Source organism: Pseudomonas sp. GV071 (assembly GCF_003050835.1).
Classification (GTDB): domain Bacteria; phylum Pseudomonadota; class Gammaproteobacteria; order Pseudomonadales; family Pseudomonadaceae; genus Aquipseudomonas.
Genome location: NZ_QAOJ01000001.1, coordinates 288,753 through 314,429, shown reverse-complemented (window position 1 = coordinate 314,429; position 25,677 = coordinate 288,753). Strand labels below are relative to the sequence as shown.

General features: G+C 61.2%; 23 protein-coding genes. 16 read left to right on the top strand and 7 right to left on the bottom strand.

Annotation, left to right across the window (positions count from 1 at the left end; translation table 11 throughout):
* Positions 1–57 precede the first annotated feature (57 nt).
* Together metH and C8K61_RS01350 are read left to right on the top strand one after the other, a co-directional pair.
* A complete protein-coding gene (gene metH, locus C8K61_RS01355; RefSeq protein WP_108094383.1) occupies positions 58–3,768 on the top strand; it encodes a methionine synthase in 3,711 nt (1,236 codons plus the stop codon).
* A 126-nt stretch (positions 3,769–3,894) separates the two neighbouring features.
* A complete protein-coding gene (locus C8K61_RS01350) occupies positions 3,895–5,163 on the top strand; it encodes a leucine-rich repeat-containing protein kinase family protein (protein ID WP_108094382.1) in 1,269 nt (422 codons plus the stop codon).
* Positions 5,164–5,249: 86 nt separating this feature from the next.
* On the opposite strand, the gene C8K61_RS01345 is transcribed toward C8K61_RS01350, so the two are convergent.
* Positions 5,250–5,552 carry a DUF1883 domain-containing protein gene (locus C8K61_RS01345; RefSeq protein ID WP_108094381.1) on the bottom strand — a complete coding sequence of 101 codons (303 nt, stop codon included), beginning with the start codon at positions 5,550–5,552 and terminating at the stop codon, positions 5,250–5,252.
* Between the two features lie 139 nt (positions 5,553–5,691).
* Here C8K61_RS01345 and C8K61_RS01340 point away from each other — a divergent pair, with 139 nt between their 5' ends.
* On the top strand, positions 5,692–5,913 hold the full coding sequence (locus C8K61_RS01340) for a DUF2970 domain-containing protein (RefSeq protein WP_108094380.1): 222 nt from the start codon (positions 5,692–5,694) through the stop codon (positions 5,911–5,913).
* A gap of 9 nt (positions 5,914–5,922) precedes the next feature.
* Here C8K61_RS01340 and C8K61_RS01335 read toward each other — a convergent pair whose 3' ends face one another.
* Positions 5,923–7,017: an ABC transporter substrate-binding protein gene (locus C8K61_RS01335; RefSeq protein WP_108094379.1), complete on the bottom strand. Its 1,095-nt coding sequence runs from the start codon at positions 7,015–7,017 to the stop codon at positions 5,923–5,925.
* Positions 7,018–7,138: 121 nt separating this feature from the next.
* Positions 7,139–7,267, bottom strand: a complete 129-nt coding sequence (locus tag C8K61_RS26900; RefSeq protein WP_256589340.1) for a hypothetical protein — start codon at positions 7,265–7,267, stop codon at positions 7,139–7,141.
* A gap of 340 nt (positions 7,268–7,607) precedes the next feature.
* On the opposite strand from C8K61_RS26900, the gene C8K61_RS01330 reads away from it, so the two are divergent.
* Both C8K61_RS01330 and C8K61_RS01325 read left to right on the top strand, forming a co-directional pair.
* Positions 7,608–9,266 carry a nitrite/sulfite reductase gene (locus tag C8K61_RS01330; protein WP_108094378.1) on the top strand — a complete coding sequence of 553 codons (1,659 nt, stop codon included), beginning with the start codon at positions 7,608–7,610 and terminating at the stop codon, positions 9,264–9,266.
* A complete protein-coding gene (locus C8K61_RS01325) occupies positions 9,250–9,747 on the top strand; it encodes a DUF934 domain-containing protein (protein WP_108094377.1) in 498 nt (165 codons plus the stop codon). The genes C8K61_RS01330 and C8K61_RS01325 overlap by 17 nt, the downstream gene beginning before the upstream one ends.
* 140 nt (positions 9,748–9,887) lie before the next feature.
* Here C8K61_RS01325 and C8K61_RS01320 read toward each other — a convergent pair whose 3' ends face one another.
* Positions 9,888–10,466 (bottom strand): TetR/AcrR family transcriptional regulator, encoded by a 579-nt coding sequence (locus C8K61_RS01320; protein WP_108094376.1) that lies wholly within the window; start codon positions 10,464–10,466, stop codon positions 9,888–9,890.
* Between the two features lie 126 nt (positions 10,467–10,592).
* Between C8K61_RS01320 and C8K61_RS01315 the strand changes: the two genes are divergently transcribed.
* The gene (locus C8K61_RS01315) at positions 10,593–11,030 is read left to right on the top strand and encodes a hotdog fold domain-containing protein (RefSeq protein WP_108094375.1); all 438 of its coding nucleotides are present in this window, start codon (positions 10,593–10,595) and stop codon (positions 11,028–11,030) included.
* A gap of 70 nt (positions 11,031–11,100) precedes the next feature.
* Here C8K61_RS01315 and C8K61_RS01310 read toward each other — a convergent pair whose 3' ends face one another.
* Positions 11,101–12,087 (bottom strand): YhdH/YhfP family quinone oxidoreductase, encoded by a 987-nt coding sequence (locus C8K61_RS01310; protein ID WP_108094374.1) that lies wholly within the window; start codon positions 12,085–12,087, stop codon positions 11,101–11,103.
* Positions 12,088–12,132: 45 nt separating this feature from the next.
* A complete protein-coding gene (sohB, locus tag C8K61_RS01305; protein ID WP_108094373.1) occupies positions 12,133–13,152 on the bottom strand; it encodes a protease SohB in 1,020 nt (339 codons plus the stop codon).
* A 243-nt stretch (positions 13,153–13,395) separates the two neighbouring features.
* Here sohB and C8K61_RS01300 point away from each other — a divergent pair, with 243 nt between their 5' ends.
* From C8K61_RS01300 to C8K61_RS01250, 10 genes are all read left to right on the top strand, one after another.
* Positions 13,396–14,106, top strand: coding sequence for a histidine phosphatase family protein (locus C8K61_RS01300; protein WP_108094372.1), 711 nt, complete (start codon positions 13,396–13,398; stop codon positions 14,104–14,106).
* A gap of 63 nt (positions 14,107–14,169) precedes the next feature.
* On the top strand, positions 14,170–14,484 hold the full coding sequence (locus C8K61_RS01295) for an SCP2 sterol-binding domain-containing protein (protein ID WP_108094371.1): 315 nt from the start codon (positions 14,170–14,172) through the stop codon (positions 14,482–14,484).
* A 208-nt stretch (positions 14,485–14,692) separates the two neighbouring features.
* Complete coding sequence (locus C8K61_RS01290) at positions 14,693–15,760, top strand: phosphotransferase family protein (protein WP_108094370.1); 1,068 nt, start codon at positions 14,693–14,695, stop codon at positions 15,758–15,760.
* Between the two features lie 91 nt (positions 15,761–15,851).
* Positions 15,852–16,619: an SDR family oxidoreductase gene (locus C8K61_RS01285; RefSeq protein ID WP_108094369.1), complete on the top strand. Its 768-nt coding sequence runs from the start codon at positions 15,852–15,854 to the stop codon at positions 16,617–16,619.
* 564 nt (positions 16,620–17,183) lie between these two features.
* Entirely contained in the window at positions 17,184–18,098 is a 915-nt protein-coding gene (locus tag C8K61_RS01275; RefSeq protein WP_108094367.1) for a glutamate/aspartate ABC transporter substrate-binding protein, read from the top strand.
* Positions 18,099–18,236: 138 nt separating this feature from the next.
* Positions 18,237–18,983 carry an amino acid ABC transporter permease gene (locus tag C8K61_RS01270; protein WP_108094366.1) on the top strand — a complete coding sequence of 249 codons (747 nt, stop codon included), beginning with the start codon at positions 18,237–18,239 and terminating at the stop codon, positions 18,981–18,983.
* Positions 18,983–19,654, top strand: coding sequence for an amino acid ABC transporter permease (locus C8K61_RS01265; protein WP_108094365.1), 672 nt, complete (start codon positions 18,983–18,985; stop codon positions 19,652–19,654). The genes C8K61_RS01270 and C8K61_RS01265 overlap by 1 nt, the downstream gene beginning before the upstream one ends.
* A complete protein-coding gene (locus tag C8K61_RS01260) occupies positions 19,651–20,385 on the top strand; it encodes an amino acid ABC transporter ATP-binding protein (protein ID WP_108094364.1) in 735 nt (244 codons plus the stop codon). Before C8K61_RS01265 ends, C8K61_RS01260 begins: the two co-directional genes overlap by 4 nt.
* A gap of 298 nt (positions 20,386–20,683) precedes the next feature.
* Positions 20,684–22,585, top strand: a complete 1,902-nt coding sequence (locus C8K61_RS01255) for a sensor histidine kinase (RefSeq protein ID WP_108094363.1) — start codon at positions 20,684–20,686, stop codon at positions 22,583–22,585.
* Complete coding sequence (locus tag C8K61_RS01250; protein ID WP_108094362.1) at positions 22,582–23,910, top strand: sigma-54 dependent transcriptional regulator; 1,329 nt, start codon at positions 22,582–22,584, stop codon at positions 23,908–23,910. Before C8K61_RS01255 ends, C8K61_RS01250 begins: the two co-directional genes overlap by 4 nt.
* Here the strand turns inward: C8K61_RS01250 and C8K61_RS01245 are convergent.
* A complete protein-coding gene (locus tag C8K61_RS01245) occupies positions 23,900–25,507 on the bottom strand; it encodes an EAL domain-containing protein (RefSeq protein ID WP_108094361.1) in 1,608 nt (535 codons plus the stop codon). The two genes, C8K61_RS01250 and C8K61_RS01245, sit on opposite strands and share 11 nt — an antisense overlap.
* Positions 25,508–25,677 lie beyond the last annotated feature (170 nt).

Sequence of the window (25,677 nt, the reverse complement as noted above, 5' to 3'; positions counted from 1 at the left end):
CTCGCAGCTTTGCTATTATCGCGCCCACTTTATTTCGCGCTTTTTCAGGTACGCCCCATGTCCGATCGCCACGCTCGCCTCCAGTCCCTTCAGCAAGCCCTTAAAGAGCGCATTCTGATTCTCGACGGCGGCATGGGCACCATGATCCAGAGCTACCGCCTGGAGGAAGAGGACTACCGTGGCAAGCGCTTCGCCGACTGGCCGAGCGATGTAAAGGGCAACAACGACCTGCTGCTGCTCAGCCGCCCGGACGTGATTCAGGCCATCGAGAAGGCCTATCTGGATGCTGGCGCCGACATCCTCGAAACCAACACCTTCAACGCCACCCAGGTGTCCCAGGCCGACTACGGCATGGAAGCGCTGGTGTATGAGCTGAACGTCGAAGGCGCGCGTCTGGCCCGCCAAGTGGCCGATGCCAAGACCCTGGAAACCCCGGACCGCCCACGCTTCGTTGCCGGCGTGCTCGGCCCAACCTCGCGCACCTGTTCGCTGTCGCCGGACGTCAACAACCCGGGCTACCGCAACGTCACCTTTGACGAGTTGGTGGTGAACTACACCGAAGCCACCCGCGGCCTGATCGAAGGCGGCGCGGACATGATTCTGATCGAGACCATCTTCGACACCTTGAACGCCAAGGCGGCAATCTTCGCTGTGCAGGGCGTGTACGAAGAACTCGGTTTCGAGCTGCCGATCATGATCTCCGGCACCATCACCGACGCCTCCGGCCGCACCCTGTCGGGCCAGACCACCGAAGCGTTCTGGAACTCGATCAGCCACGCCAAGCCGATTTCGGTGGGCTTGAACTGCGCCCTCGGTGCCAAAGAGCTGCGCCCGTACCTGGAAGAGCTGGCGGGCAAGGCCAACACCCACGTTTCCGCTCACCCCAACGCCGGCCTGCCGAACGAGTTCGGCGAGTACGACGAAAGCCCGGCAGAAATGGCCGTGGTGGTGGAAGAGTTCGCCGCCTCGGGCTTCCTCAATATCATCGGCGGTTGCTGCGGCACCACGCCTGCGCACATCAAGGCGATTGCCGAAGCCGTGGCCAAACACAAGCCACGCGTGATCCCGGACATTCCCAAGGCCTGCCGCCTGTCAGGGCTGGAGCCGTTCACCATCGACCGCCAGTCGCTGTTTGTGAACGTCGGCGAGCGCACCAACATCACCGGTAGCGCCAAGTTCGCCCGCCTGATCCGTGAAGAGAACTACACCGAAGCCCTGGAAGTCGCCCTGCAGCAGGTGGAAGCCGGCGCCCAGGTGATCGACATCAACATGGACGAGGGCATGCTGGATTCGCAGAAGGCGATGGTCACCTTCCTCAATCTGATTGCCGGCGAGCCGGATATCTCCCGCGTGCCGATCATGATCGACTCCTCCAAGTGGGAAGTGATCGAGGCCGGCCTCAAGTGCATTCAGGGCAAGGGCATCGTCAACTCGATTTCCATGAAGGAAGGCGTCGAGCAATTCATTCACCACGCCAAACTGTGCAAGCGCTACGGCGCCGCCGTGGTGGTGATGGCCTTCGACGAAGCCGGCCAGGCCGACACCGAAGCGCGCAAGAAAGAGATCTGCAAACGCTCCTACGACATCCTGGTGGACCAGGTCGGCTTCCCGCCGGAAGACATCATTTTCGACCCGAACATCTTTGCCGTGGCCACCGGTATCGAAGAGCACAACAACTACGCCGTCGACTTCATCAACGCCTGTGCCTACATCCGCGATGAGCTGCCCTATGCCCTGACCTCGGGCGGCGTGTCCAACGTGTCGTTCTCGTTCCGCGGCAACAACCCGGTGCGCGAGGCGATTCACTCGGTGTTCCTGCTGTATGCGATCCGCAACGGCCTGACCATGGGTATCGTCAACGCCGGCCAGCTGGAGATCTACGACCAGATCCCGGCCGAACTGCGTGACGCAGTGGAAGACGTTGTGCTCAACCGCACCCCGGAAGGCACTGACGCCCTCCTCGCCATTGCCGACAAGTACAAGGGCGACGGCAGCGTCAAGGAAGCCGAGACCGAAGAATGGCGCGGCTGGCCCGTCAACAAGCGTCTGGAGCATGCACTGGTTAAAGGCATCACCACGCACATTGTTGAAGACACTGAAGAATCCCGGCAGTCGTTCGCGCGCCCGATCGAGGTGATCGAGGGCCCACTGATGTCGGGCATGAACATCGTCGGCGACCTGTTCGGCGCCGGCAAAATGTTCCTGCCTCAGGTGGTGAAATCCGCCCGTGTGATGAAGCAGGCGGTGGCCCACCTGATTCCGTTTATCGAGCTGGAAAAAGGCGACAAGCCCGAAGCCAAAGGCAAGATTCTGATGGCCACGGTGAAAGGCGACGTGCATGACATCGGCAAGAACATTGTCGGCGTGGTACTCGGTTGCAATGGCTACGACATCGTCGACCTCGGCGTAATGGTGCCGGCGGAGAAGATTCTGCAAACCGCGATTGCCGAGAAGTGCGACATCATCGGTTTGTCTGGCCTGATCACGCCGTCGCTGGATGAGATGGTTCACGTTGCCCGCGAAATGCAGCGCCAGGGCTTCACCCTGCCGCTGATGATCGGCGGCGCCACCACCTCGAAAGCGCACACCGCGGTGAAGATCGAGCCCAAGTACCAGAACGATGCCGTGGTTTACGTCACCGACGCCTCGCGCGCCGTGGGCGTGGCCACCCAGTTGCTGTCCAAGGAACTGAAAGCCGGTTTCGTCGAGAGCACCCGCAAGGACTACGTGGAAGTGCGCGAGCGCACCGCCAACCGCAGCGCCCGCACCGAGCGCCTGCCGTATGCGGCGGCCGTGGCGAAAAAGCCGCAGTTCGATTGGGCGACCTACCAGCCGACCGTGCCGACTTTCACCGGTGTGAAGGTGCTGGAAGACATCGACCTCAACGTGCTGGCCGAGTACATCGACTGGACGCCGTTCTTTATCTCCTGGGACCTGGCCGGCAAATTCCCGCGCATTCTCACCGACGAAGTCGTCGGCGAAGCGGCTACCGCGCTGTACAAAGACGCTCGCGAAATGCTCAGTAAGCTGATCGACGGCAAGCTGATCAAAGCCCGCGCGGTGTTCGGTTTCTGGCCGGCCAACCAGGTGCAGGACGATGACATCGAACTGTACGGCGAAGACGGCAAGCCGTTGGCCAAGCTGCACCACCTGCGCCAGCAGATCATCAAAACCGACGGCAAGCCGAACTTCTGCCTGGCCGACTTCGTGGCGCCGAAAAGCAGCGGCGTGACCGACTATGTCGGCGGCTTTATCACCACCGCCGGCATCGGCGCCGAGGAAGTGGCCAAGGCCTACCAGGACGCTGGCGACGACTACAACTCGATCATGGTCAAAGCCCTGGCCGACCGCCTGGCCGAAGCCTGCGCCGAGTGGCTGCACCAGCAAGTGCGTAAAGACTACTGGGGCTACGACCCGGAAGAAGCGCTGAGCAACGACGACCTGATCAAGGAAGCTTACAAAGGCATCCGCCCTGCCCCTGGCTACCCAGCCTGCCCGGACCACACCGAGAAAGGCACGCTGTTCGAACTGCTGGACCCGGCAGCCGAAGAGCTCAAGGCGGGCGTTAGTGGCGTGTTCCTCACCGAGCACTACGCCATGTTCCCGGCAGCAGCGGTCAGCGGTTGGTACTTCGCCCACCCGCAGGCCCAGTACTTTGCCGTGGGTAAGGTGGACAAGGACCAGATCGACAGCTACACCGCGCGTAAAGGTCAGGACCTGGCCGTGACCGAGCGTTGGTTGGCGCCGAATCTCGGTTACGACAACTGATCCCGCCCAACACGTAGGTTGGGTTGAGCCAACGGCGAAGCCCAACAGGCGGTTCTTAACTATGCACTCGGAGCTCGTTGGGCTTCGCTTCGCTCAACCCAACCTACGACTGCGTACCGCCCGCTTATGCACACCCTTGAACAACTGCGCCGAGGCGAACTGGCCGGGATCAAACGCCTGGACCTGACCTGCGAGCTACGCGAATTCCCGACGGAAATCTTCGACCTGGCCGACAGCCTTGAGGTGCTCAACCTCTCTGGCAACCAGCTCAGTCGTTTGCCCGCCGACCTGCCGCGCCTGCATCGGCTCAAGGTGCTGTTCTGCTCGGACAACCCCTTTACCGAAATGCCGGAAGTACTGGGTGACTGCGCGCAGTTGGAGATGGTCGGCTTCAAAGCCAACCAGATTCGCCATGTGCCGGCCGCCGCGCTGCCAGCCCAACTGCGCTGGCTGATTCTCAGCGACAACCAGGTCAGCGAGTTGCCAAGCGAACTGAGCCAACGCCCGCGCTTGCAAAAGCTGATGCTGGCCGGCAACCGGCTTGAAGCGCTGCCGGAAAGCCTCGGCGCCTGCGCCAACCTGCAGTTGCTGCGCATCGCGGCCAACCGCTTCGAGCGCTTGCCGGACTGGTTGATGGAGTTGCCGCAACTGGCCTGGCTGGCGTACGCCGGCAACCCGGTCAGCGATGTGGCAGAGCGCGAGGTGCTGGCCAGTCACCCGATGGAGGCGATTGCGCTGGAGCAGATTCAACTCGGCGAGGTGCTGGGCCAGGGCGCGTCGGGGATCATCCACGCCGCGCAGTGGAACAACCGCAGCATGGCCGCCAAGCTGTTTCGCGGCGAAGTCACCAGCGATGGCCTGCCCCACAGTGAAATGGCAGCGTGCATCGCCGCCGGCAATCATCCGCACCTGATCGGCGTCGCCGGCCCGCTGCAGAGCACGCCACCTGGTCTGCTGCTGGAGCGCATCAGTGCGGACTACCACGTGCTGGCCGGACCGCCGTCGCTGGCCAGTTGCACGCGCGATGTGTATGCCCAAGGTCGGCGCTTTGCACTGGAAGAAGCGCTGGCTATCGCCCGCGCCGTCGCTTCGGCGGCAGCCCACTTGCACAGCAACGGCATTCTGCATGGCGACCTGTACGGCCATAACCTGCTGGTGAACGGCGCCGGCCATTGCCTGCTCGGCGACTTCGGCGCGGCGTCGTTCTTCGACCCAGCAAGCGCACAGGGGCAAGCGCTGCAACGCATCGAGGCGCGGGCGTTTGGCTGTTTGCTGGAAGAGTTGCTGGAGCGCTGCGACGAGGTGCCGGAGCGGTTATGGCAGGTGCAGCGGGCGTGTGTGGCGCCGACCGTGAGCGACCGCCCGGATTTCAACGCGATAATCGCAGCCTTGTAACCCATAAAAGCATCGCGGCTGAAGCCCCTCCCACAATGGAACGAGGTCACCTGTGGGAGGGGCTTCAACCGCGATGCTGTTGATCGTTAGCGCAACTGCGAGGGCGATTTGCGCACGATCTTGATCGAGTGGGTGAGCGTCGGTTTACGCGTAACGCTGACGGCTTTGCGGGTCACGGTGTCGATGGTGATGTTCCAGAAACCGCTGCTGGGCACCACGATTTTTGCCGGGAAGTCGACAAACGCCCCGCCGTGGTAGGTGTGCCGGCCGCCATTTTTGAAGCTGCGGAAGTTCGCGTCGTTCATCAGGCGGATGTTGCAGGCTTGCGAGCACTGAATCACGACGATGTCGTCTTCATTGAGGTGTTCGCGCTGGTGGATGTATTTCATAAAAACTCCGCACGGCGTTGCAAGAACGAGCGTATTGGCAAATAAGGGGGTGTAACGAAGGCCGCTAGTATGGCTGAGCACGGGCCCGGTGGCGATCTTCGGCTATGGTTGCAGCACGGGAAGCAATCTGGAGTGCGCAATGGACAACTCAAACAATAACGACCAGCCCCCTACCCTTTGGCAGGTACTGCACAGCGTGATGGCCGCGGCCTTCGGCGTGCAAAGCGGCAAGAACCGCGCCCGCGATTTCCGCCATGGCAAACCCGGTCAGTTCATTTTTATTGGCGTGCTGTTCACCGGAATTTTCGTTCTGGTGCTGTTCGCCCTGGTCAAACTGGTCCTGCATCTGGCCGGTGTGTAAGCGCCTGGCTCAGTCAATCAGCGGGCGCAAGGAGAAGTTGTACTCACGCAATTTGGATTGCTTGTGCAGCAGGTAACGGCGGAAATCCAGGCCGTAGTTGTCCTTGCCCGCTATTCGTTTGGCCAGCCGCGCCGACTGTTTTTCATCAAGTGTCACGTAGATCGGCAGGGTGCGGTCCTTGCCGCCGTGCTTGGCGAAGTCCAGGCCCTTGTCGTAGTCCTGCAGCATCACCAGCGCCCAGCCGCCGATGGTGAACTGGCCACTGACCAGCACCTCGATACGCCCGTCAATCTTGGCCTGCAGCGCCTCGGCGCTGGAGTTGATGGTGGCGAAGTGGATGTCCTGCCCAGGCTTGTGGCCCAACTCCTCGGCAGCCTGCATGGCGCCCAGGGCCATCTCGTCACTGGCAGTCCAGACCATATTGATGCCGGGGTAACGCGGAAACAGCGTGCGCGCCTGGTCGTAGGAACGCTGCCGCTGCCAACCGCCATAGGTCATCACACGCAGACGCACGTCGGGGTTTTCCGCCAGGGCTTTTTTCAGCCCCTGCTCGCGCTCCTGGCTGGAGGGGGTTTGCTTCACGCCACTGAAGGCGAGCATCTCCAACGGCTGGTCGGGGTGCGACTCCCGGGCGTGCTTGATCAAGCCGGTCGCCAGCATGTAGCCGGCGTCGACATCGTTGGGCACCAGGCTGCCGATCCAGTTGGGGTAGGTTTCCCGGCTGCTGCCGATCACCCGCTGCTGGTCGGTGGTCAGCGTGTTGCTGACCGCGAACAGCTTCACCCCCGAGTCTTTGGCCAGACGCAGGATTTCCGGGGCGGCGTATTGTTCGTTGATGAATAACAGGTAGTCGGGCTTCTGCGCGCCCTGCAACACGGTGCGGGCCTGCGCGAGCATCAGGTCGCGGTCGCGCTGGGAGTCGAGCACGCGCAACTGCATGCCCAGATCGCTGGCAGCGGCCTGCATGAACTTGACATAGCCGTCCCAGAATTCCTCGCCGGTACGACCCGGGTTGAGGAACACTACGTTAGCTGCATTGACGCAATTCCATGCGAGTAAACCCACTACCGCGACTACGGTGCGCAATGACCCCTTCAACTTCATGCACTCACGCTTGACTCAGCCGCGCAGTATACGCGGATGAGTAATGGCAATCTGTCACCATCTGTCAGTGAATGCTTACAAGAAGCGCCGCTTTCGTACCTAAAAGCGGCGTGGTGTCGGTCTATTGATGGCTGACCCAGAACACCGCAGTGGAAACGGCCAGGGCAATCAGAATAAGAATGGCCCAGGCGTCGACAACGCTGTCACGGTTGTCTTCGACTGCTTCGCTGGTATGGGAATGGTCGGTCATGGCTGCCCCTGTTGTTGTGCTTATGGGATGGTCCGTTTTGCAGTTAAGACCACAGCAGGCGAGCCGACAAATACCTCTGTTTCTCGCCCCCGTAGGAGCGGCTTCAGCCGCGATGTTTTTGAGCCCCGGAAAGCTATCGCGGCTACAGCCGCTCCTACGGTTGGTGGGGGTCAGATGAGAATGACTTATAGCCAGCCGTTCTTATGACCATAAGTTTCGTTCTTATACTAAAACATCACTTTTGCGCATAAACCTGAACTGGTATCTTCCCCCGGCTCCGCGAGGAGTGCGCGGCCGTGCGCGCTGATTTGGCAGTAAGTAGCCTGAAAACAGGACCCGTATGTACGTCTACGACAGTTACGATCAAGACATCATCGAGAGCCGCGTCAAGCAGTTCCGTGATCAGACCCGCCGCTATCTGGCTGGCGAACTTTCTGGCGAAGAATTTCGCCCGTTGCGCCTGCAGAATGGTCTTTATATCCAGCGTTTCGCGCCGATGCTGCGCGTGGCCGTGCCGTATGGCCTGATGTCTTCGGCGCAAGTGCGCATGATGGCCAAGATCGCCCGCGACTACGACAAAGGCTACGCGCACATCAGTACCCGCCAGAACGTGCAGTTCAACTGGCCGGAACTGGAAGACGTACCGGAAATTCTTGCTGAGCTGGCCACCGTGCAAATGCACGCGATCCAGACCAGCGGCAACTGCATCCGTAACACCACCACCGACCAGTTCGCTGGCGTGGCCAAAGACGAAATCGTCGACCCCCGTCAGTGGTGCGAAATCATTCGCCAATGGTCGACCTTCCACCCTGAGTTCTCGCACCTGCCGCGCAAGTTCAAGATCGCCGTCAACGGCGCCGTGAGCGACCGTGCGGCCATCGAAGTGCACGACATCGGTCTGGAAGCGGTGAACAACGAAGCCGGCGAACTGGGCTTCCGCGTATCCGTCGGCGGCGGCCTGGGCCGTACCCCGATCGTGGGCAGCTTCATTAATGAATTCCTGCCGTGGCAGCACCTGATCAGTTACCTCGACGCCATCCTGCGTGTGTACAACCGCTATGGCCGTCGCGATAACAAGTACAAGGCGCGGATCAAGATTCTGGTCAAGGCGCTGACCCCCGAAGTGTTCGCCGAGCGCGTGAATGCTGAATGGGCACACCTGAAGGATGGCCCGACCACCCTGACCGAAGCTGAAGTAGCGCGGGTTGCCGCGCACTTTATCGACCCGAGCTACAAAGCTCTGGAAGACCAGGCCGATGCCCTCGCCGCCCTGCGCGCCGAGCACGCCGGTTTTGATCGCTGGGCCAGCCGCAACGTATTCGCCCACAAGAAGCCCGGTTATGCCGCCGTCACCCTGTCGCTGAAACCGACCGGCGTGGCCCCAGGCGACGTCACCGACAAGCAACTGGACGCCATCGCCGACCTGGCCGATCGCTACAGCTTCGGCGAAGTGCGCAACAGCCATAACCAGAACATCATTCTGGCCGACGTGGAGCAAAGCCAGCTGTTCACCCTGTGGGGCGAGCTGCGCGAACTGGGTTTTGCCACCCCGAACGTGGGCTTGCTGACCGACATCATCTGCTGCCCGGGCGGCGACTTCTGCTCGCTGGCCAACGCCAAGTCGATTCCGATTGCCGAAGCTATCCAGCGTCGTTTCGACGACCTCGATTATCTGTTCGACATCGGCAATATCGACCTGAACATTTCCGGTTGCATGAACGCCTGCGGTCACCACCACGTCGGCCACATCGGCATTCTCGGCGTGGACAAGAAAGGCCAGGAGTTCTACCAGGTATCGCTTGGCGGCAGCTCTGGCCGCGACGCCAGCCTGGCGCAGATCCTCGGCCCGTCGTTCGCCGAGAAAGACATGGCCGACGTAGTCAGCAAGATCATCAACGTCTACGTGGAAAGCCGTACCGACGAAGAAAGCTTCCTCGATACCTTCCGCCGTGTCGGCATCGACCCGTTCAAGGAGCGCGTATATGCAGCGAATCATTAAGAACGGTCAGCTGGTCGACGAGACCTGGCACCTGCTGCCCAAGGACGCGACCCTGGAAGGCGTGTCCAACTGCGACGACCTGATCGTGCCGCTGGGTTTGTACGTGGAACACAGCAGCGCCCTCAAAGCCCGCGACGGCGGCCTGGGCGTGTGGCTGGAAGCCGGTGAAGAGATCGAAGAAATCGCAGGTGATCTGGACAACTTCCAGGTTATCGCGCTGAACTTCCCCGCCTTCACCGACGGCCGCCATAGCTCCACCGCTTACATGCTGCGCACCCGCTACGGCTACAAAGGCGAAGTGCGCGCCATTGGCGACGTGCTACGCGACCAGCTGTGGGCATTGCACCGTGTCGGTTTCGATGCCTTCGCCCTGCGCGAAGACAAAGACCCGGATGATGCGTTGAAAGCGTTCAGCGAGTTCAACGAGGTGTACCAGGCTTCGGCTGATCAGCCACAGCCGCTGTTCCGCCGCCGGGCTTGATAAGCCGGTGATAAAAAGCCCCGCCTAGTGCGGGGCTTTTTGTTTTCGGATTTACGTTTGCAGGAGTCGCGGCTAAAGCCCCTCCCACAAGAGATCGCCTATCCATGTGGAAGGGGCTTCAGCCGCAAGGCTTTTGATTGTCAGGCGCGCACACTTTCCCAGGCCACTTGCGCTAATAATTCCCGGCAATCGACGAACTCGGTCTGCGCCCTGCCCGCCAGCCAATTACGGGCAAAGTCATGGGTCGGGCCGATGATCACCGAGGCAAAACAGTCCGCCGGCATCTCGCGGAACAGGCCCTGCTCGCGGTAGCCGGCCAGCGCTTCGAATATCCGCGCGAAGTGTTCGCGGTTGGCCTCCTTCAACTGATCACCCATCTCTCCCGCCTCCACCCGCCCCCGGCTGTGCAGTACGAAGCGCGCCCAGTCCGGGTTGGCGGTTACCCAATCGATGTAGCTGGTCACCAGCAGCTTCACGCAGTCCTTCGCGCTTTTCGCCTCGCTAAACCCTTGCTCGAGCATCGCCGCGTATTCGCCGGTGCCGGCCAGGTACAGGGCGCCGATGATGCGTTCCTTGTTGCCGAAGTGGTGGTACAGGCTGCCGATGCTGGCGCCGGAACGGTCGCGGATCATCTCGATGGTGGTGGCGTCCACGCCGATCTCGGTGAACAGCGCCAGGGCGGCTTGCAGGATGTCGTCTTTACGCGATGGGCGCGCCATTAAATCGCTTCTCTGGTCGGGGGCTGAGAAAAACTAGAATATTTTTCTAGAATTAATTTCTAATGCTGGTAATACTGACTCGGCGCGCACTACTGTTCAACCAAAAAATCACGTTCTGGAGTTGCCATGAGTCAGATGATGCAGATGTTTCAACAAGCCGGCGCTGCCCAATTCAGCGGCATGATCGGCCAGGTCGCGCCCTACTTCGCCAGCATCGCCCCGCAGTTTGTCGACCTGCGCCCAGGTTATGCCGAAGTGACCTTCGCCAAACGCCGTGAAGTGCTTAACCACATTGGCACCGTGCATGCGATTGCCCTGTGTAACTCGGCAGAATTGGCAGCGGGCACCATGACCGATGTGTCGATTCCCGCTGGTTGCCGCTGGATTCCCAAAGGCATGACCGTGGAATACCTGGCCAAAGCAGACGGCGACGTTCGCACCGTCGCCGATGGCAGCGCGGTGGATTGGGAGGCATTGGGGGATGTGAAGGTGCCAGTGATGGCGTATGTCGGGGATAAGGCAGTGTTTCGGGCTGAGATCACCATGTACGTGAGTAAGGCCTAAAAGCATCGCGGCTGAAGCGCCTGCAAGGGACCACGTCCACCTGTAGGAGCGGCTTCAGCCGCGATATATCTCAGCCGAGATTGAGCAACACCCGCCCAACCATCTTGCCCGCCAGAATGCGCTTCAGCGCTTCCGGCAACTGCTGCAGGTTCACCTCTTCCACCAGCGGTTCCAGGTCGAGCTTCCATTGCAGCGACAGGCGATCCCACATCGACGCCTTGACCACCATCGGCAACTCCACCGAGTCCACGCCGAGCAGGTTCACGCCGCGCAGAATGAAGGGCATCACGCTGCCTTTGAAACCAACGCCGGCGGTCAACCCGCAGCACGCCACGCTGCCGCCGTATTGCAGAGCTTTGACCACGTTGAAGAGGATGTCGCCACCGACGGTATCCACCGCACCGGCCCATTGTTCTTTGAGCATGGCTTTCTCGGTGCCGGCTTGTAGGTCTTCACGGCTGACAATCTGGCTGGCGCCCAACCCCTTGAGAAACTCGGCCTGTTCGGCCTTGCCGGTGGACGCTGCCACGCTGTAGCCCAGACGCTTCAACAGCACCACCGCGATGCTGCCGACGCCGCCGGTGGCGCCAGTGACCAGCACCGTGCCGCTGTCCGGGCGCAGGCCGGCCTGTTCGAGTTTGTCGACGCACAGCGCCGCAGTTAGGCCCGCAGTACCCAGCACCATCGATTCACGCAGCGACAGGCCCTGTGGGCGCTTGATTGCCCAGGCGGCTGGAATACGGATGTACTGGCCAAAACCACCGGCGGTGTTCATGCCCAGGTCGTAGCCGGTAACGATCACTTCATCACCGGCGGCAAACTCGCTGACGCTGGATTGCTCCACCACCCCGGCGGCATCAATGCCGGGGGTGTGCGGATAATTACGGGTCACGCCACGGTTGCCGCTGGCCGACAGGGCGTCCTTATAGTTGAGCGACGAGTAGCGCACACGAATCAGCAACTCGCCGGCTGGAAGGTCCGCAGTGTCACGCTCGATCACCTGCGGCTCGAACACGCCAGCCACTTCACTGACCTGTAGTGCGTTGAACTTGCTCATATCGCTCTCCTGCTTTCAGCTTTTATCAGTCGCCCTGCCAGACCCTTACCAGAAACGCTGTTGCTGCAGGCGGCTCAGCCAGGTCAGCAGCAGGCGGTCTACGGACAGGCTGGCCGCCAGGCCAACCCGCTCCGGCAGGCTTTTCTTGTGCGCATAGTGCAGTTGGAACACGTCTGCGGTTTTCGCCTTGGTGGCGATGTATTCGTCACTGGTCATCAGCTCATCCACCAGCTTCTTGCCCAGCGCCTGCTGGCCCAGCCAGACCTCACCGGTAGCAATTTCGTCCATCTGCAGCTGTGGGCGGTAGCTGGCGACGAAGTCCTTGAACAGCTCATGGGTGATCTCCAGGTCTTGCTGGAATTTCTCCCGGCCCTTGTCGGTGTTCTCGCCAAATACCGTCAGCGTGCGTTTGTATTCACCGGCGGTGAGCACTTCAAAATCGATTTCGTGTTTCTTCAGCAAACGGTGCACGTTGGGCAACTGCGCCACTACGCCGATGGAGCCGAGAATGGCGAACGGCGCGGAAATGATCTTCTCGCCGATGCACGCCATCATGTAGCCGCCGCTGGCCGCCACCTTGTCGACACACACGGTCAGCGGCACGCCGGCCTGGCGGATACGCGCGAGTTGCGACGAGGCCAGACCATAACTGTGGACCATGCCGCCGCCACTCTCCAGGCGCAGCACCACTTCGTCCTTGGGCGTGGCCAGGCTCAGCAACGCTGTCACTTCATGGCGCAGGGCATCGGTGGCCGAGGCTTTGATGTCGCCATCGAAATCCAGCACGAATACCCGGGGTTTATCCTGCGGGTTCTTCTTCGCCAGTTTGTCGGCCTTGGCCTGCGCCTTGTTCAGAACTTTAAGCTGGTCCTTGGTCGACAAGGCGCCTTGCAGGCGTTCGTGCAGGGCCTTGTAGAAGTCGTTAAGTTTATGGACCTCCAATTGCCCACTACGTTTACGTCCTCTGCCACGCAGTACGGCGATGGTCAGCAGAACCACCAGAATGGCCACCAGCACAGTGAATGTCTTGGCCAGAAAGCCAGCGTAATCGGCTAGAAACTCCACGCGTTTTCCCTCGAGATGGCAGATAGGCGCCCGGCACCGGGCGGCAGATGTGGGGCCCAAGCATACCGACGCGACCAGGGCCCGACCAGCGGCGTAGACCGACTTATCATTACCTGGCACGTCAGCCGATGGCCTTATAGAGCAGCGTGATATCGATTCAAACAAGCGTATGTTTTTTCGTTGACAGGGCTACCCTATCCTCATACCCTCGCGAAACTTTCACCGTAGCGGGATGACGCTCACGTGGGCAGCATTTACATGATTCGCCATGGCCAGGCTTCGTTCGGCGCCGACGATTACGACGTGCTCTCCGAGCGTGGCGTGCGCCAGGCCGAAATCCTCGGCCAGCACCTGGCGCAACTCGATGTGCGCTTCGACCGCGCCGTAGCGGGCAGCCTGTTGCGTCAGCAGCACACCGGTAAATCCGCCCTCGCCCAACTCCAGGCTGCTGGCATCGCCACGCCGGAGCTGGACACCGATGAAGCCTTCAACGAATTCGACGCCGACGCGGTCATCCGCGCCCTGCTGCCGGACATCCTGCCGCAAGAACCGCACGCCCTCGACACCCTGCGCAACGCCGCCAACAACCGCGCCGAATTCCAGCGCCTGTTCGCCCTGCTGATCGGCCGCTGGATTTCCGGCGAGCACCCGAAACCGGGTTTGCAGAGTTGGCAGGAATTCGTCGAGCAAGTGGAAGGCGGCCTGGCGCGCATTCTTGAGCGCGCCTCGAGCAAAGACAACATCGCGGTATTCACATCCGGCGGCACCATTACCGCCATGCTGCATCTTATTACTGCAATACCGGCGGCTCAGGCTTTCGAGCTGAACTGGCAAATCGTCAACACCTCGCTCAACCGCTTCAAGTTCCGCGGTCGCGAGGTGGCACTGGCTTCCTTCAACAGTCACGCGCATTTGGAACTGTTGAAGGCGCCGGAACTCATCACTTTCCGCTGAGTTCCGGTCTACTGTGGCCCGCAAGGCCGCGCGTAACCGAAGAAAACTATAAAGGATCGAATCATGACCACAGTTGCTGACATCGCTCAAACCATGAAATCCAAGTTCAACCCTGCCGCTGCTGCCGGCCTGGACCTGGTATTCGGCTTCAAAATCGAAGACGGCGAAGATTTCTACCTGACCGTTAAAGACGGCACCGTCGACCTGGCCACCGGTGAATCGGCCAACGCCAACGTTACCCTGATCATGAACACCGAAACCCTGGCCGGCATCACCTCCGGTGAAACCGACGGCATGCAAGCGTTCATGGGCGGCAAACTGCGCGCTGAAGGCGACATGATGCTGGCGATGAAATTGGGCGAGCTGTTCCCGGTTTAAGGGATTTAGCGTCTACGCTTGATGAAAAACCGGAGTCTTTGGACTCCGGTTTTTTTTCGACTGCAGGCTTTCAAACGCGGCTAATCAGGCCGGCTGATTATCCAAAAACACGCTCACCAATAAGGGCCCGCGCGGCTTGTAGGGCCTCGGCCACGGCATTAGATTAGCCAATAATCTAAGGCCCTCATTATAAGTAGAAGGGATAAGTATGGCGCTTACCGACCAGTCCACCCGTATCCGTAATGGCGAAGAACTCGACGCCGCCATTATCGACCCGTACCTCAAAGCCCACATTCCAGGCCTGACTGGCACGCCTACCATCAGCCAGTTCCCCGGCGGCGCCTCCAACCTCACCTACCTGCTGGAATACCCCGAGCAAGAGTTCGTGCTGCGTCGCCCGCCGTTTGGCCACAAGGCCAAATCTGCCCATGACATGGGCCGCGAATTCCGCATTCTCAACCAGCTCAACGACGGCTTCCCCTACTGCCCGAAAGCCTACGTGCACTGCACCGATGAGAGCGTGATTGGCGCCGAGTTCTACGTAATGGAACGCGTCAACGGCATCATCCTGCGCACCGACATGCCGGCCGAAATGAACTTCAGCGTCGAGCAGACCCGCGCCCTGTGCAAAAACTTCGTCGACAAATTCGTCGAGCTGCACAACGTCGACTACAACGCCTGCGGCCTGGGTGACCTGGGCAAGCCCGAAGGTTATGTCGAGCGCCAGATCGGCGGCTGGACCGACCGTTACGAAAAGGCCATGACCCCCGACGCCCCGAGCTGGGAAGTAGCCAAGGCCTGGCTGCGCGACAAGATGCCCGCCGACCACCACAAGCCGGCCATCGTGCACAACGACTACCGCCTGGACAACGTGATTCTCGACCCGAAGAACCCGACGCAGATCATCGGCGTGCTGGACTGGGAACTGACCACCATCGGCGACCCGCTGATGGACTTGGGCAACACCCTGGCCTACTGGATCGACGCCACCGACTCGGCGCCGATGCAAATGATGCGTCGCCAACCGAGCAACGCGCCGGGCATGTTCACCCGCCAGGAATTCGCCGACTACTACGGCGAGCGCGCCGGCATCGAAGTGAAGAATCTGGACTTCTACTACACCTACGGCCTGTTCCGTCTGGCCGGCATCGTGCAGCAGATTTACTACCGCTACTTCCATGGCCAGACCCAGGACAAACGCTTCGCTTCGTTCATTCAACTGAACAAGCTGCTGGAGCAAACCAGCCTGCAGGTCATCAACAAATCCACGCTGTAACGCGCCTTGTAATCCGCCGCCCTGCCCGCTAAGTGGCGGTGGATTCAGCCCTTCATCTCCATCATCTACAAAACAGACTCAGGGGAACCCCATGTCCAAGACCAATCTGTTCGACCTCGACGGCAAAGTGGCTTTCGTTTCCGGCGCCAGCCGCGGTATCGGCGAAGCCATCGCCAAGCTCCTGGCCCAGCAAGGCGCCCACGTGATCGTCTCCAGCCGCAAGATCGAAGGCTGCCAGGCCGTGGCCGACGCCATCATCGCTGACGGCGGCAAAGCCACCGCCATCGCCTGCCACATCGGCGAGATGGAACAGATTCAGAACGTGTTCGCGCAGATTCGCGAGCAGTTCGGCCAACTGGATATCCTGGTGAACAACGCCGCCACCAACCCACAGTTCTGCAACGTGCTGGACACCGACCTGTCGGCCTTCCAGAAAACCGTCGACGTGAACATCCGTGGCTACTTCTTCATGTCCATCGAAGCCGGCAAGCTGATGCGTGAAAAAGGCAAAGGCAGCATCATCAACGTCGCCTCCATCAACGGCGTTTCCCCAGGCGTGTTCCAGGGCATCTACTCGGTGACCAAAGCCGCCGTGATCAACATGACCAAAGTGTTCGCCAAGGAATGCGCCCAGTTCGGCATCCGCTGCAACGCCCTGCTGCCAGGCCTGACCGACACCAAGTTTGCCTCGGCCCTGGTGAAGAACGACGCAATCCTCAACACCGCCCTGCAGCAGATCCCGCTGAAGCGTGTGGCGGATCCGAGCGAAATGGCCGGTACCGTTCTGTATCTGGCTAGCGATGCCTCCAGCTACACCACGGGTGTGGCCCTGAACGTCGACGGCGGCTTCCTCTCGTAACTGAACGATCGGCTGCGCGTCGGCGTGGCTGCGTTGAAATCGGTTTTTGAATGCTCATTGGCTACAGCCAACTGCGCTTCAAAAACCGATTTCGCCTTGCCACACCTAGCTCGCTCGATCTTGATTTGTGGGGCGGCTAAAAGCTAAAGATCACAAGCATCGAGGCTTCGGCCTCGATTCCTGCAAACATTAATTCCCCTGCCGCCTGCAAATCTGCCCCCTCTCCCGCCTGCGGGAGAGGGCTGGGGTGAGGGCAGCGATTGTCATCACCGCCAAGATTCTGGGCCCCAGCCTTCGCTGGGGATACGGGGCTATCCCTCATCCGGTTTTCCGAACACAACCCACCAGGCAATTCGGATTACCGGATATTCCGCGTGCAAATCCTCGCCCCACAAAAACAAATAACCATTTTAAATCAGTAACTTAATAATCACAACAGCCCCTGGCACGACTCCTGCTCTCTTCCTCTCTGCGAATGCCCCGCTGCCACCGCGCAGTTGCCGTTCGACACGCAAAGGGCCGAACACCTGGCCCCATAAAAAAAACAAAATTGAGGAAAGTTTGATGCGCATCGTCCCCCACATTCTGGGTGCAGCCATTGCCGCTGCTCTGATCTCTACTCCCGTTTTCGCCGCTGAACTCACCGGCACCCTGAAAAAAATCAAAGAGTCTGGCGTCATCACGCTTGGCCACCGCGACGCCTCCATTCCGTTCTCCTACATCGCCGACGCCAGCGGCAAGCCGATTGGCTATTCCCACGATCTGCAGCTGAAGATCGTTGAAGCGATCAAGAAAGACCTCGACCTGCCCAACCTGCAGGTCAAATACAACCTGGTGACCTCGCAAACCCGTATCCCCCTGGTGCAGAACGGCACCGTGGACGTTGAGTGCGGTTCCACCACCAACAACGTCGAGCGTCAGCAGCAGGTCGACTTCTCCGTAGGTATTTTCGAAATCGGCACCCGTCTGCTGTCGAAGAAAACCTCCACCTACAAAGACTTCGCCGACCTCAAAGGCAAGAACGTGGTGACCACCGCCGGCACCACCTCCGAGCGCTTGCTCAAGTCGATGAATGCCGACAAACAAATGGGCATGAACGTGATCTCCGCCAAAGACCACGGCGAGTCCTTCCAGATGCTGGAATCGGGCCGCGCGGTGGCGTTCATGATGGACGACGCCCTGCTCGCCGGCGAAGCCGCCAAGGCCAAGAAGGCCGACGACTGGGCCGTTACCGGTACGCCACAGTCTTACGAGATCTACGGCTGCATGGTGCGCAAGGGTGATGCGCCGTTCAAAAAGGCCGTGGATGACGCCATCGTCGCCGTGTACAAATCGGGCGAGATCAACGCCATCTACGACAAGTGGTTTATGCAGCCAATCCCGCCAAAAGGCCTGAACCTCAACTTCCCCATGAGCGACGAGCTCAAGGCACTGCAAGCCAACCCGACCGACAAAGCGGCTGACGACAAACAGTCCTGAGTCATGCCCACGCGCTGCTGCTGAAAGGGCTCTAGCCCTTCCAGCAGTGGCCGCACCTGCTGGCACTTTTTGCACACCCTGCGCACCCGGGCTTGCCCCGCCGTTGCCGTGTGCCTTGGTTATTGAGGGGAGACCCGCATGAATTACAACTGGGACTGGAGCGTATTCTTCAGATCCACCGGCGTGGGCAGCGAGACCTATCTCGACTGGTACATCTCCGGGTTGGGCTGGACTATCGCCATTGCCGTCATAGCCTGGCTCATCGCCCTGCTGCTGGGCTCGGTGCTGGGCGTGATGCGCACCGTACCGAATCGCCTGGTGGCCGGCATCGCCACCTGCTACGTCGAACTGTTTCGCAACGTGCCGCTGCTGGTGCAGCTGTTTATCTGGTACTTCCTGGTGCCCGATCTGCTACCACAGAACCTGCAGGACTGGTACAAGCAAGACCTCAACCCCACCACCTCGGCCTACCTGAGCGTGGTCGTGTGCCTGGGCCTGTTCACCGCCGCACGGGTGTGCGAACAGGTGCGTACCGGTATCCAGGCGCTGCCCCGTGGCCAGGAATCGGCGGCACGGGCCATGGGCTTCACCCTGGCGCAAATCTACTCGAACGTGCTGCTGCCGCAGGCCTACCGCATCATCATTCCGCCGCTTACCTCGGAATTTCTCAACGTGTTCAAGAACTCCTCAGTGGCCTCATTGATCGGCCTGATGGAGCTGTTGGCGCAGACCAAACAGACCGCCGAGTTTTCCGCCAACCTGTTCGAAGCCTTCACCCTGGCCACCCTTATCTACTTCACCCTGAACATGAGCCTGATGCTGCTGATGCGCCTGGTGGAGAAAAAAGTCGCCGTGCCCGGCCTGATCGCCGTAGGGGGTAAATGATGGAACTCGACTTCTCGGGCATCATCCCGTCGCTGCCAGGCTTGTGGAACGGCATGGTCATGACCCTGCAACTGATGGCCTTGGGTGTAGTGGGCGGCATTGCCCTGGGCACCGTGCTGGCACTGATGCGCTTGTCGTCCAGCAAGCTGCTGGCCAATCTGGCCGGCGCCTACGTCAACTACTTCCGCTCCATTCCGCTGCTGCTGGTGATCACCTGGTTCTACCTGGCGGTGCCCTTCGTACTGCGCTGGATCACCGGCGAAGACACCCCCATCGGCGCCTTCGCCTCGTGCATCGTGGCGTTCATGATGTTTGAAGCGGCGTACTTCTGCGAAATCGTCCGCGCCGGCGTGCAGTCGATTCCCAAGGGCCAGATGGGCGCTGCCAAAGCGCTGGGCATGACCTACGGGCAAATGATGCGCCTGATCATCCTGCCGCAAGCCTTCCGCAAGATGACCCCACTGCTGCTGCAGCAAAGCATCATCCTGTTCCAGGACACCTCGCTGGTTTATGCCGTCGGCCTGGTCGACTTCCTCAATGCCTCGCGCGCCAGTGGCGACATCATCGGTCGCTCCAACGAGTTCCTGATTTTTGCCGGACTCACCTACTTCACAATCAGCTTTGCCGCCTCGCTGCTGGTCAAGCGTCTGCAAAAAAGGTTCGCCGTATGATTTCCATCAAGAACGTCAACAAGTGGTATGGCGACTTCCAGGTGCTGACTGACTGCAGCACCGAAGTCCAGAAAGGTGAAGTGATTGTGGTGTGCGGGCCGTCTGGCTCGGGTAAGTCCACCCTGATCAAATGCGTCAACGCCCTGGAGCCGTTCCAGGAAGGCGACATCGTGGTCGACGGCACCTCGATCGCCAACCCGAAAACCGACCTGCCAAAACTGCGCTCGCGGGTCGGCATGGTGTTCCAGCACTTCGAACTGTTCCCGCACCTGTCCATCACCGAAAACCTGACCATCGCGCAGATCAAAGTGCTTGGCCGCAGCAAGGAAGAGGCGACGAAAAAAGGCCTGCAACTGCTCGAACGCGTCGGCCTCTCCGCCCACGCCCACAAGCACCCCGGGCAGCTCTCCGGCGGCCAGCAACAGCGGGTGGCCATTGCCCGGGCGCTGGCCATGGACCCGATCGTCATGCTGTTCGACGAACCCACCTCGGCGCTCGACCCGGAAATGGTCAACGAAGTGCTGGACGTGATGGTGCAACTGGCCCAGGAAGGCATGACCATGATGTGCGTGACCCACGAAATGGGCTTCGCCCGCAAAGTGGCGGACCGGGTGATTTTCATGGACGCCGGCACCATCATCGAAGACTGCAAAAAAGAGGAATTCTTCGGCGACATCAGCCAACGCGCCGAACGCACCCAGCAGTTCCTCAACAAGATTTTGCAGCACTAAGCAGACCCATCTCGGTGCATGTGGGGCTGTAGGTTGGGTTGAGCCGTAGGCGAAGCCCAACAGTGATGTCGAAACCCGCTGTTGGGCTTCGCTACGCTCAACCCAACCTACGCACTGTGAGCGTTGATCGTGGGTTGCCCGCCAACCCACGTAATAGGCATAGCGAGCGGACGCCAGCCGTACCCGGCCAGCGCGCAGGAACCGCAGCGTACTCCAGTACGTGAGGCTTCCGAGCACTGCCCGGGTGCCGATGGCGTTCGCGCAGTAGCCGGCGCTAGTTCAAATAAAGGCTTCTGTGATGAAATGCGACCCCACTGTATACCGCGCCGCGTTGCCATCACTCGCCGTGAAACCCCGTCTGATCCGCCAGCTGTTCCTGCCGCCCCTGGTCATCGCGCTGATGGTCGGCCTGGGTTACCTCGGCTTCTGGATCAGCGAATACCAAGGCATCCGCAGCCTCAGCGAGAACGGCCAGCGCCAGCTCGAACTGCACGCCCGTGCGGTAGAAAGCGAGATCAGCAAATACACCTACCTGCCCAGCCTGCTGGAGCTGGAAACCAGCGTCTCCAAGCTGCTGGGCGAGCCAACCCCGGAACACCGCCAGGCCGTTAACGATTACCTCGAAGGCCTGAACCGTCGCAGCCGCAGCCGCGCCATTTACGTGATGGACACCACCGGCCGGGTGCTGGCCACCAGCAACTGGCGCGACGTGGACAGCTACCTCGGTGAAGACCTGTCCTTCCGCGCCTATTTTCAGAGCGCCATTCGCAGCCAGCCGGGGCGTTTCTACGGCATTGGCAGCACCAACGGCGAACCCGGTTACTACCTCGCCCATGGCCTGGAAGAACACGGCAAGATCATCGGCGTGGCGGTGGTCAAAGTACGCCTGGAAAGCCTCGAAGAACGCTGGCAACGGGCGCGCCTGGAAGCCTTCGTCAGCGACGAAAACGGCATCATCATTCTCTCCAGCGATCCGGCGCGGCGGCTGAAATCGGTGCTGCCGCTCAGCGAAGAGATCAAAGAAAAACTCGCCCGCAGCCTGCAGTACTACTGGTTCCCGCTCAATGAACTGCAACCCCTGGCGCGGGAAACGCTCGCCGAAGGCGAAGAAAAACTCACCTTCCCGGCCAACAGCTCGGTCGAAGCCGGTGGCGACAACATCAGCTACCTGGCGCAAACCCGCCCGCTCAGCGACACGCCGTGGCACTTCACCCTGCTCACGCCCCTGCAGGACCTGCGCCGCGAAGCCATCAACCAGGGCATTCTGGTGGCCGTGGCCTGCGCCCTGGTGGCCTTCCTGCTGATCGCCTGGAACGAGCGGCGCAAGGTGATCGCCACCCGCCTCGCCGCCCGCGAAGCCCTGCAGGAAGCCAACAACCAACTGGAGCGTCGGATTACCGAACGCACCAGCGACCTGCGCGCCAGCAACGAACAACTCAAGGGCCAGATCCGCGAACGGCGCCAGGCCGAAGAAACCCTGCGGCGCTTTCAGGACGAACTGGTGCAGGCCGGCAAGCTCGCCGCCATCGGCCAGATGTCCACCAGCATCGCCCATGAACTGAACCAGCCCCTGGCGGCGCTGCGCACGTTATCGGGCAACACCGTGCGCTTCCTTGAGCGCGGCCAGCTGGACGTCGCCAGCACCAACCTGACCACCATCAACGAACTGATCGACCGCATGGGCCGCATCACCGCCAGCCTGCGCTCCTTCGCCCGCCGCGGCGACGACAAAGGCCCGGCACGCCTGGGCAAAGCCCTGGACGCCGCCCTGCAACTGCTCGGCGCGCGCATCGACAGCAGCCGCCTGCAGGTGCACCGCGACTGCGCCGATGTCGAGGTGCACATCAACCAGACCCGCCTCGAACAGATTCTGGTCAACCTGATCGGCAATGCCCTCGACGCCATGCAACACCAAGCGCAGCCCGAACTCTGGCTGAGCGGCGAAGAGCAGCCAGGTAAATACTGCCTGCGGGTGCGCGACAACGGCCACGGCATCGACCCCGAAGCGCGCAAGCACCTGTTCGAACCCTTCTTCACCACCAAACCGGGCGAACAGGGCCTGGGCCTGGGCTTGACCCTCTCGGCCAGCCTGGCCGCCGCCACCGGCGGGCACCTGGGTGTCGAACACCCGGCCAGCGGTGGCACCACCTTTGTTCTCACCCTGGTGTTAGCAAGCCCCCTTACTGGCGAGCCGTTATGACCCACGACCTGAAAGTGCTGATCGTCGAAGACGACCCCCATGTACTGCTCGGTTGCCAACAGGCGCTGGCCCTCGAAGACATTCCCTGCATTGGCGTGGGCAGTGCCGAAGAAGCCCTGGCCCAGGTTGGCGACGACTTTGCCGGCATCGTGATCAGCGACATCCGCCTGCCGGGCATCGATGGCCTGGAGCTGCTCACCCGCCTCAAGGCCCGCGACCGTAGCCTGCCGGTGGTGCTGATCACCGGCCACGGCGACATCGCCATGGCCGTCGGCGCCATGCAGAAAGGCGCCTACGACTTCATGGAAAAACCCTTCGCCCCGGAACGTTTGGTCGACGTGGCGCGCCGCGCCCTGGAACAACGTGGCCTGGCCCGCGAAGTGTTTGCCCTGCGCCGGCAGCTGGCCGAACGCGATTCGCTGGAAGGCCGCATCATCGGCCGCTCGCCGGCCATGCAACAGCTGCGTGAACTGATCGCCAACGTCGCCGACACCGCCGCCAACGTGCTGATCGAAGGCGAAACCGGCACCGGCAAAGAGTTAGTCGCCCGCTGCCTGCACGACTTCAGCCGGCGCCACAGCAAAGCCTTCGTCGCCCTCAACTGCGGCGGCCTGCCGGAGAACCTGTTCGAAAGCGAAATTTTCGGCCACGAAGCCAACGCCTTCACCGGCGCCGGCAAACGGCGCATCGGCAAAATCGAACACGCCCACGAAGGCACGCTGTTTCTCGATGAAGTGGAAAGCATGCCGTTGGCGCTGCAAATCAAACTGCTGCGCGTATTGCAGGAACGCACCCTCGAACGCCTGGGCTCAAACCAGAGCGTGGCCGTGGACTGCCGGGTGATTGCCGCGACCAAAGCCGACCTCGACGCCGCCAGCAAAGCCGGCGAATTTCGCAGCGACTTCTACTACCGCCTGAACGTGGTCACCCTGGAACTGCCGCCACTGCGCGAACGCCGTGAAGACATCCTGCAGCTGTTCGAACACTTCCTGCAGCAGTCCTCCCTGCGCTTCGACCGCGTGGCGCCGGAGCTCGACAACCACACCCTCTCGAGCCTGATGAGCCACGACTGGCCCGGCAACGTGCGCGAACTGCGCAACGTCGCCGAACGTTTCGCCCTCGGCCTGCCCGCCTTCAAAAAAACCGGCAGCAGCGGCACACCGCAAGGCCTGGCCTTCGCCGAAGCGGTAGAAGCCTTCGAACGCACCCTGCTCGGCGACGCCCTGCAACGCAGCAGCGGCAACCTCAGCCAAGCCAGCCAGGAACTGGGCATGGCGAAAACCACCCTGTTCGACAAAGTGAAAAAGTACGGCCTCAGCCACTGACCGGCAGCAGCGCTGGCAGGCCAGCCGGCACCTCGTCTGCGCCGAGCAGCGCCGCCCGCTCATCCAGGCAGAAACGCTTGAAACCCTCGGCCGGCAACGCCTTGGCGAACAGCCAGCCCTGGGCAAACTGCACATGGTGCGCGCGCAGGTAATCCAGCTGCTGCGCCGTTTCCACGCCCTCGGCCACCAGCTCCAGCTTGAGGGTATTGGCCATCTCGATCACATGGCCGATCAGCGGCGTCATGCTCGCGTCCAGGCCGATGCTGCTGACAAACGCCTTGTCGATTTTCAGCGCATCCAGCGGCAACTGCTGCAGGTACTGCAAGCTCGAATAGCCGGTGCCAAAATCATCCACCGCCGCGCGAAAGCCCAGGGCACGGGCCTTGGCGATGGTCAGCTTGGCCGACTCCAAATGCATGAAGCCGCGCTCGGTGGCCTCCAGCCACACCTGGCAAGGCAGCACATCCGCCGCCTGCATATGCCCCAGCAGAATCGGCAGGAAACGGCCGCTGCACACATCGTTAGCGGCCAGGTTCAGCGCCACGTGCAGGCTGCGGTCGGCCGCCAGCATCGGCCCCAGGTCGCGCATTACCGCCTCCATCACCTGGTCGGTAATCGGCAGAATCAAGCCGCTCTCTTCAGCCAGCGGAATAAACAGGTCCGGGCGCACCATGCTGCCGTCGGCCCGACGCCAGCGCACCAACGCCTCGGCGCCGATACATCGCCCCGAACACAGCTCGATGATCGGTTGGTAATGCACAATAAATTCGCGGTGGCGTACCGCACTTTCCAGCTCAGCCAGCGGCGACAGGCGCCGCCCGGCATCACGCACCACCCGCCGCAGCAACACCCCGGCCACCACCAGGCCGATGCTCAGGGTCAGCAGCTGGGTTTCCAACAGAATCGCCCACAGGTCGCTTCGCGGAATGGCCGCCACCGACAGCCAGTTGCCGTTGCGCACCACGGTGTACAGAAAGCCCTCGTTCATGCCGCTCAGCGGGCCGGTGTGCACCAGCGTCAGCAGGCTGCCAACCGCCGGGTTGGAGGCATTCAGCAGTTGCCCATCCAGCGCGCCAACCGCCACGCCAAACCGGCCATCTACCACCACCTCAAGAAACTGCTGGGCATCCACCAGCACGTGGAATGCCGAGTGCTGCAGGGCCAGCATCGGCTTGGCCGTGCCCAGCCAGGGCACCGCCTGCAGCGAGGCCAGCACCCCATCGGCGGCAACAAAATGGCCCACCCAGGGCTCGGCCTTGGCGCCCATCAGCCCCTGCGAGCCACAGGTAAAAATGTCTTCCTCCACATAGCCGACGGTCTTCACCGAAAAGGTGTTCATCGCCAGCAAGCGCATCTGGTCGAGCCCCTCCGGGCTGCACGGTGGAATCGGGCTATTGGCAATCAGCCGCAGCGCCGACGATGCCTCCTCGACCGTGGCGTCGGTGTGCTGCGCCACCACCTGCGCCATGCCGTCCAGCCGCTGCTGCACACTGGTCAGGGTCAACAGCCAACCGACATACGCCGCCAATAGCAAAGGCAGCACCACCGCGCACACCCCCACCAGGGTTGCACGAGTCAGAACAGACGAGCGTTTCATCACTAGGCCTTGGTCGCGACGACCTTACTGGCCGCACCTCAACGCCTTCGTTGAGCGAGAGCCAGATGCCGTCAGTATGAGCTGACTTTCCAGTCAGCTTTTGCTGCAAGTCAACGATTGCGCTGCACTCGCGCCCTGAAAATGGCCGACTTCCCCGGCAAGACTGCCTA

Coding starts and splice junctions, on each gene's coding strand:
- C8K61_RS01295 (WP_108094371.1), top strand. CDS start 14,170: ATGACCACAGTTGCTGACATCGCTCAAACCATGAAATCCAAGTTCAAC.
- C8K61_RS01255 (WP_108094363.1), top strand. CDS start 20,684: ATGAAATGCGACCCCACTGTATACCGCGCCGCGTTGCCATCACTCGCC.
- C8K61_RS01265 (WP_108094365.1), top strand. CDS start 18,983: ATGGAACTCGACTTCTCGGGCATCATCCCGTCGCTGCCAGGCTTGTGG.
- C8K61_RS01250 (WP_108094362.1), top strand. CDS start 22,582: ATGACCCACGACCTGAAAGTGCTGATCGTCGAAGACGACCCCCATGTA.
- C8K61_RS26900 (WP_256589340.1), bottom strand. CDS start 7,267: ATGACCGACCATTCCCATACCAGCGAAGCAGTCGAAGACAACCGTGAC.
- metH (WP_108094383.1), top strand. CDS start 58: ATGTCCGATCGCCACGCTCGCCTCCAGTCCCTTCAGCAAGCCCTTAAA.
- C8K61_RS01340 (WP_108094380.1), top strand. CDS start 5,692: ATGGACAACTCAAACAATAACGACCAGCCCCCTACCCTTTGGCAGGTA.
- C8K61_RS01315 (WP_108094375.1), top strand. CDS start 10,593: ATGAGTCAGATGATGCAGATGTTTCAACAAGCCGGCGCTGCCCAATTC.
- C8K61_RS01325 (WP_108094377.1), top strand. CDS start 9,250: ATGCAGCGAATCATTAAGAACGGTCAGCTGGTCGACGAGACCTGGCAC.
- C8K61_RS01350 (WP_108094382.1), top strand. CDS start 3,895: ATGCACACCCTTGAACAACTGCGCCGAGGCGAACTGGCCGGGATCAAA.
- C8K61_RS01330 (WP_108094378.1), top strand. CDS start 7,608: ATGTACGTCTACGACAGTTACGATCAAGACATCATCGAGAGCCGCGTC.
- C8K61_RS01275 (WP_108094367.1), top strand. CDS start 17,184: ATGCGCATCGTCCCCCACATTCTGGGTGCAGCCATTGCCGCTGCTCTG.
- C8K61_RS01245 (WP_108094361.1), bottom strand. CDS start 25,507: ATGAAACGCTCGTCTGTTCTGACTCGTGCAACCCTGGTGGGGGTGTGC.
- C8K61_RS01320 (WP_108094376.1), bottom strand. CDS start 10,466: ATGGCGCGCCCATCGCGTAAAGACGACATCCTGCAAGCCGCCCTGGCG.
- C8K61_RS01335 (WP_108094379.1), bottom strand. CDS start 7,017: ATGAAGTTGAAGGGGTCATTGCGCACCGTAGTCGCGGTAGTGGGTTTA.
- C8K61_RS01345 (WP_108094381.1), bottom strand. CDS start 5,552: ATGAAATACATCCACCAGCGCGAACACCTCAATGAAGACGACATCGTC.
- C8K61_RS01260 (WP_108094364.1), top strand. CDS start 19,651: ATGATTTCCATCAAGAACGTCAACAAGTGGTATGGCGACTTCCAGGTG.
- C8K61_RS01290 (WP_108094370.1), top strand. CDS start 14,693: ATGGCGCTTACCGACCAGTCCACCCGTATCCGTAATGGCGAAGAACTC.
- C8K61_RS01310 (WP_108094374.1), bottom strand. CDS start 12,087: ATGAGCAAGTTCAACGCACTACAGGTCAGTGAAGTGGCTGGCGTGTTC.
- C8K61_RS01270 (WP_108094366.1), top strand. CDS start 18,237: ATGAATTACAACTGGGACTGGAGCGTATTCTTCAGATCCACCGGCGTG.
- C8K61_RS01285 (WP_108094369.1), top strand. CDS start 15,852: ATGTCCAAGACCAATCTGTTCGACCTCGACGGCAAAGTGGCTTTCGTT.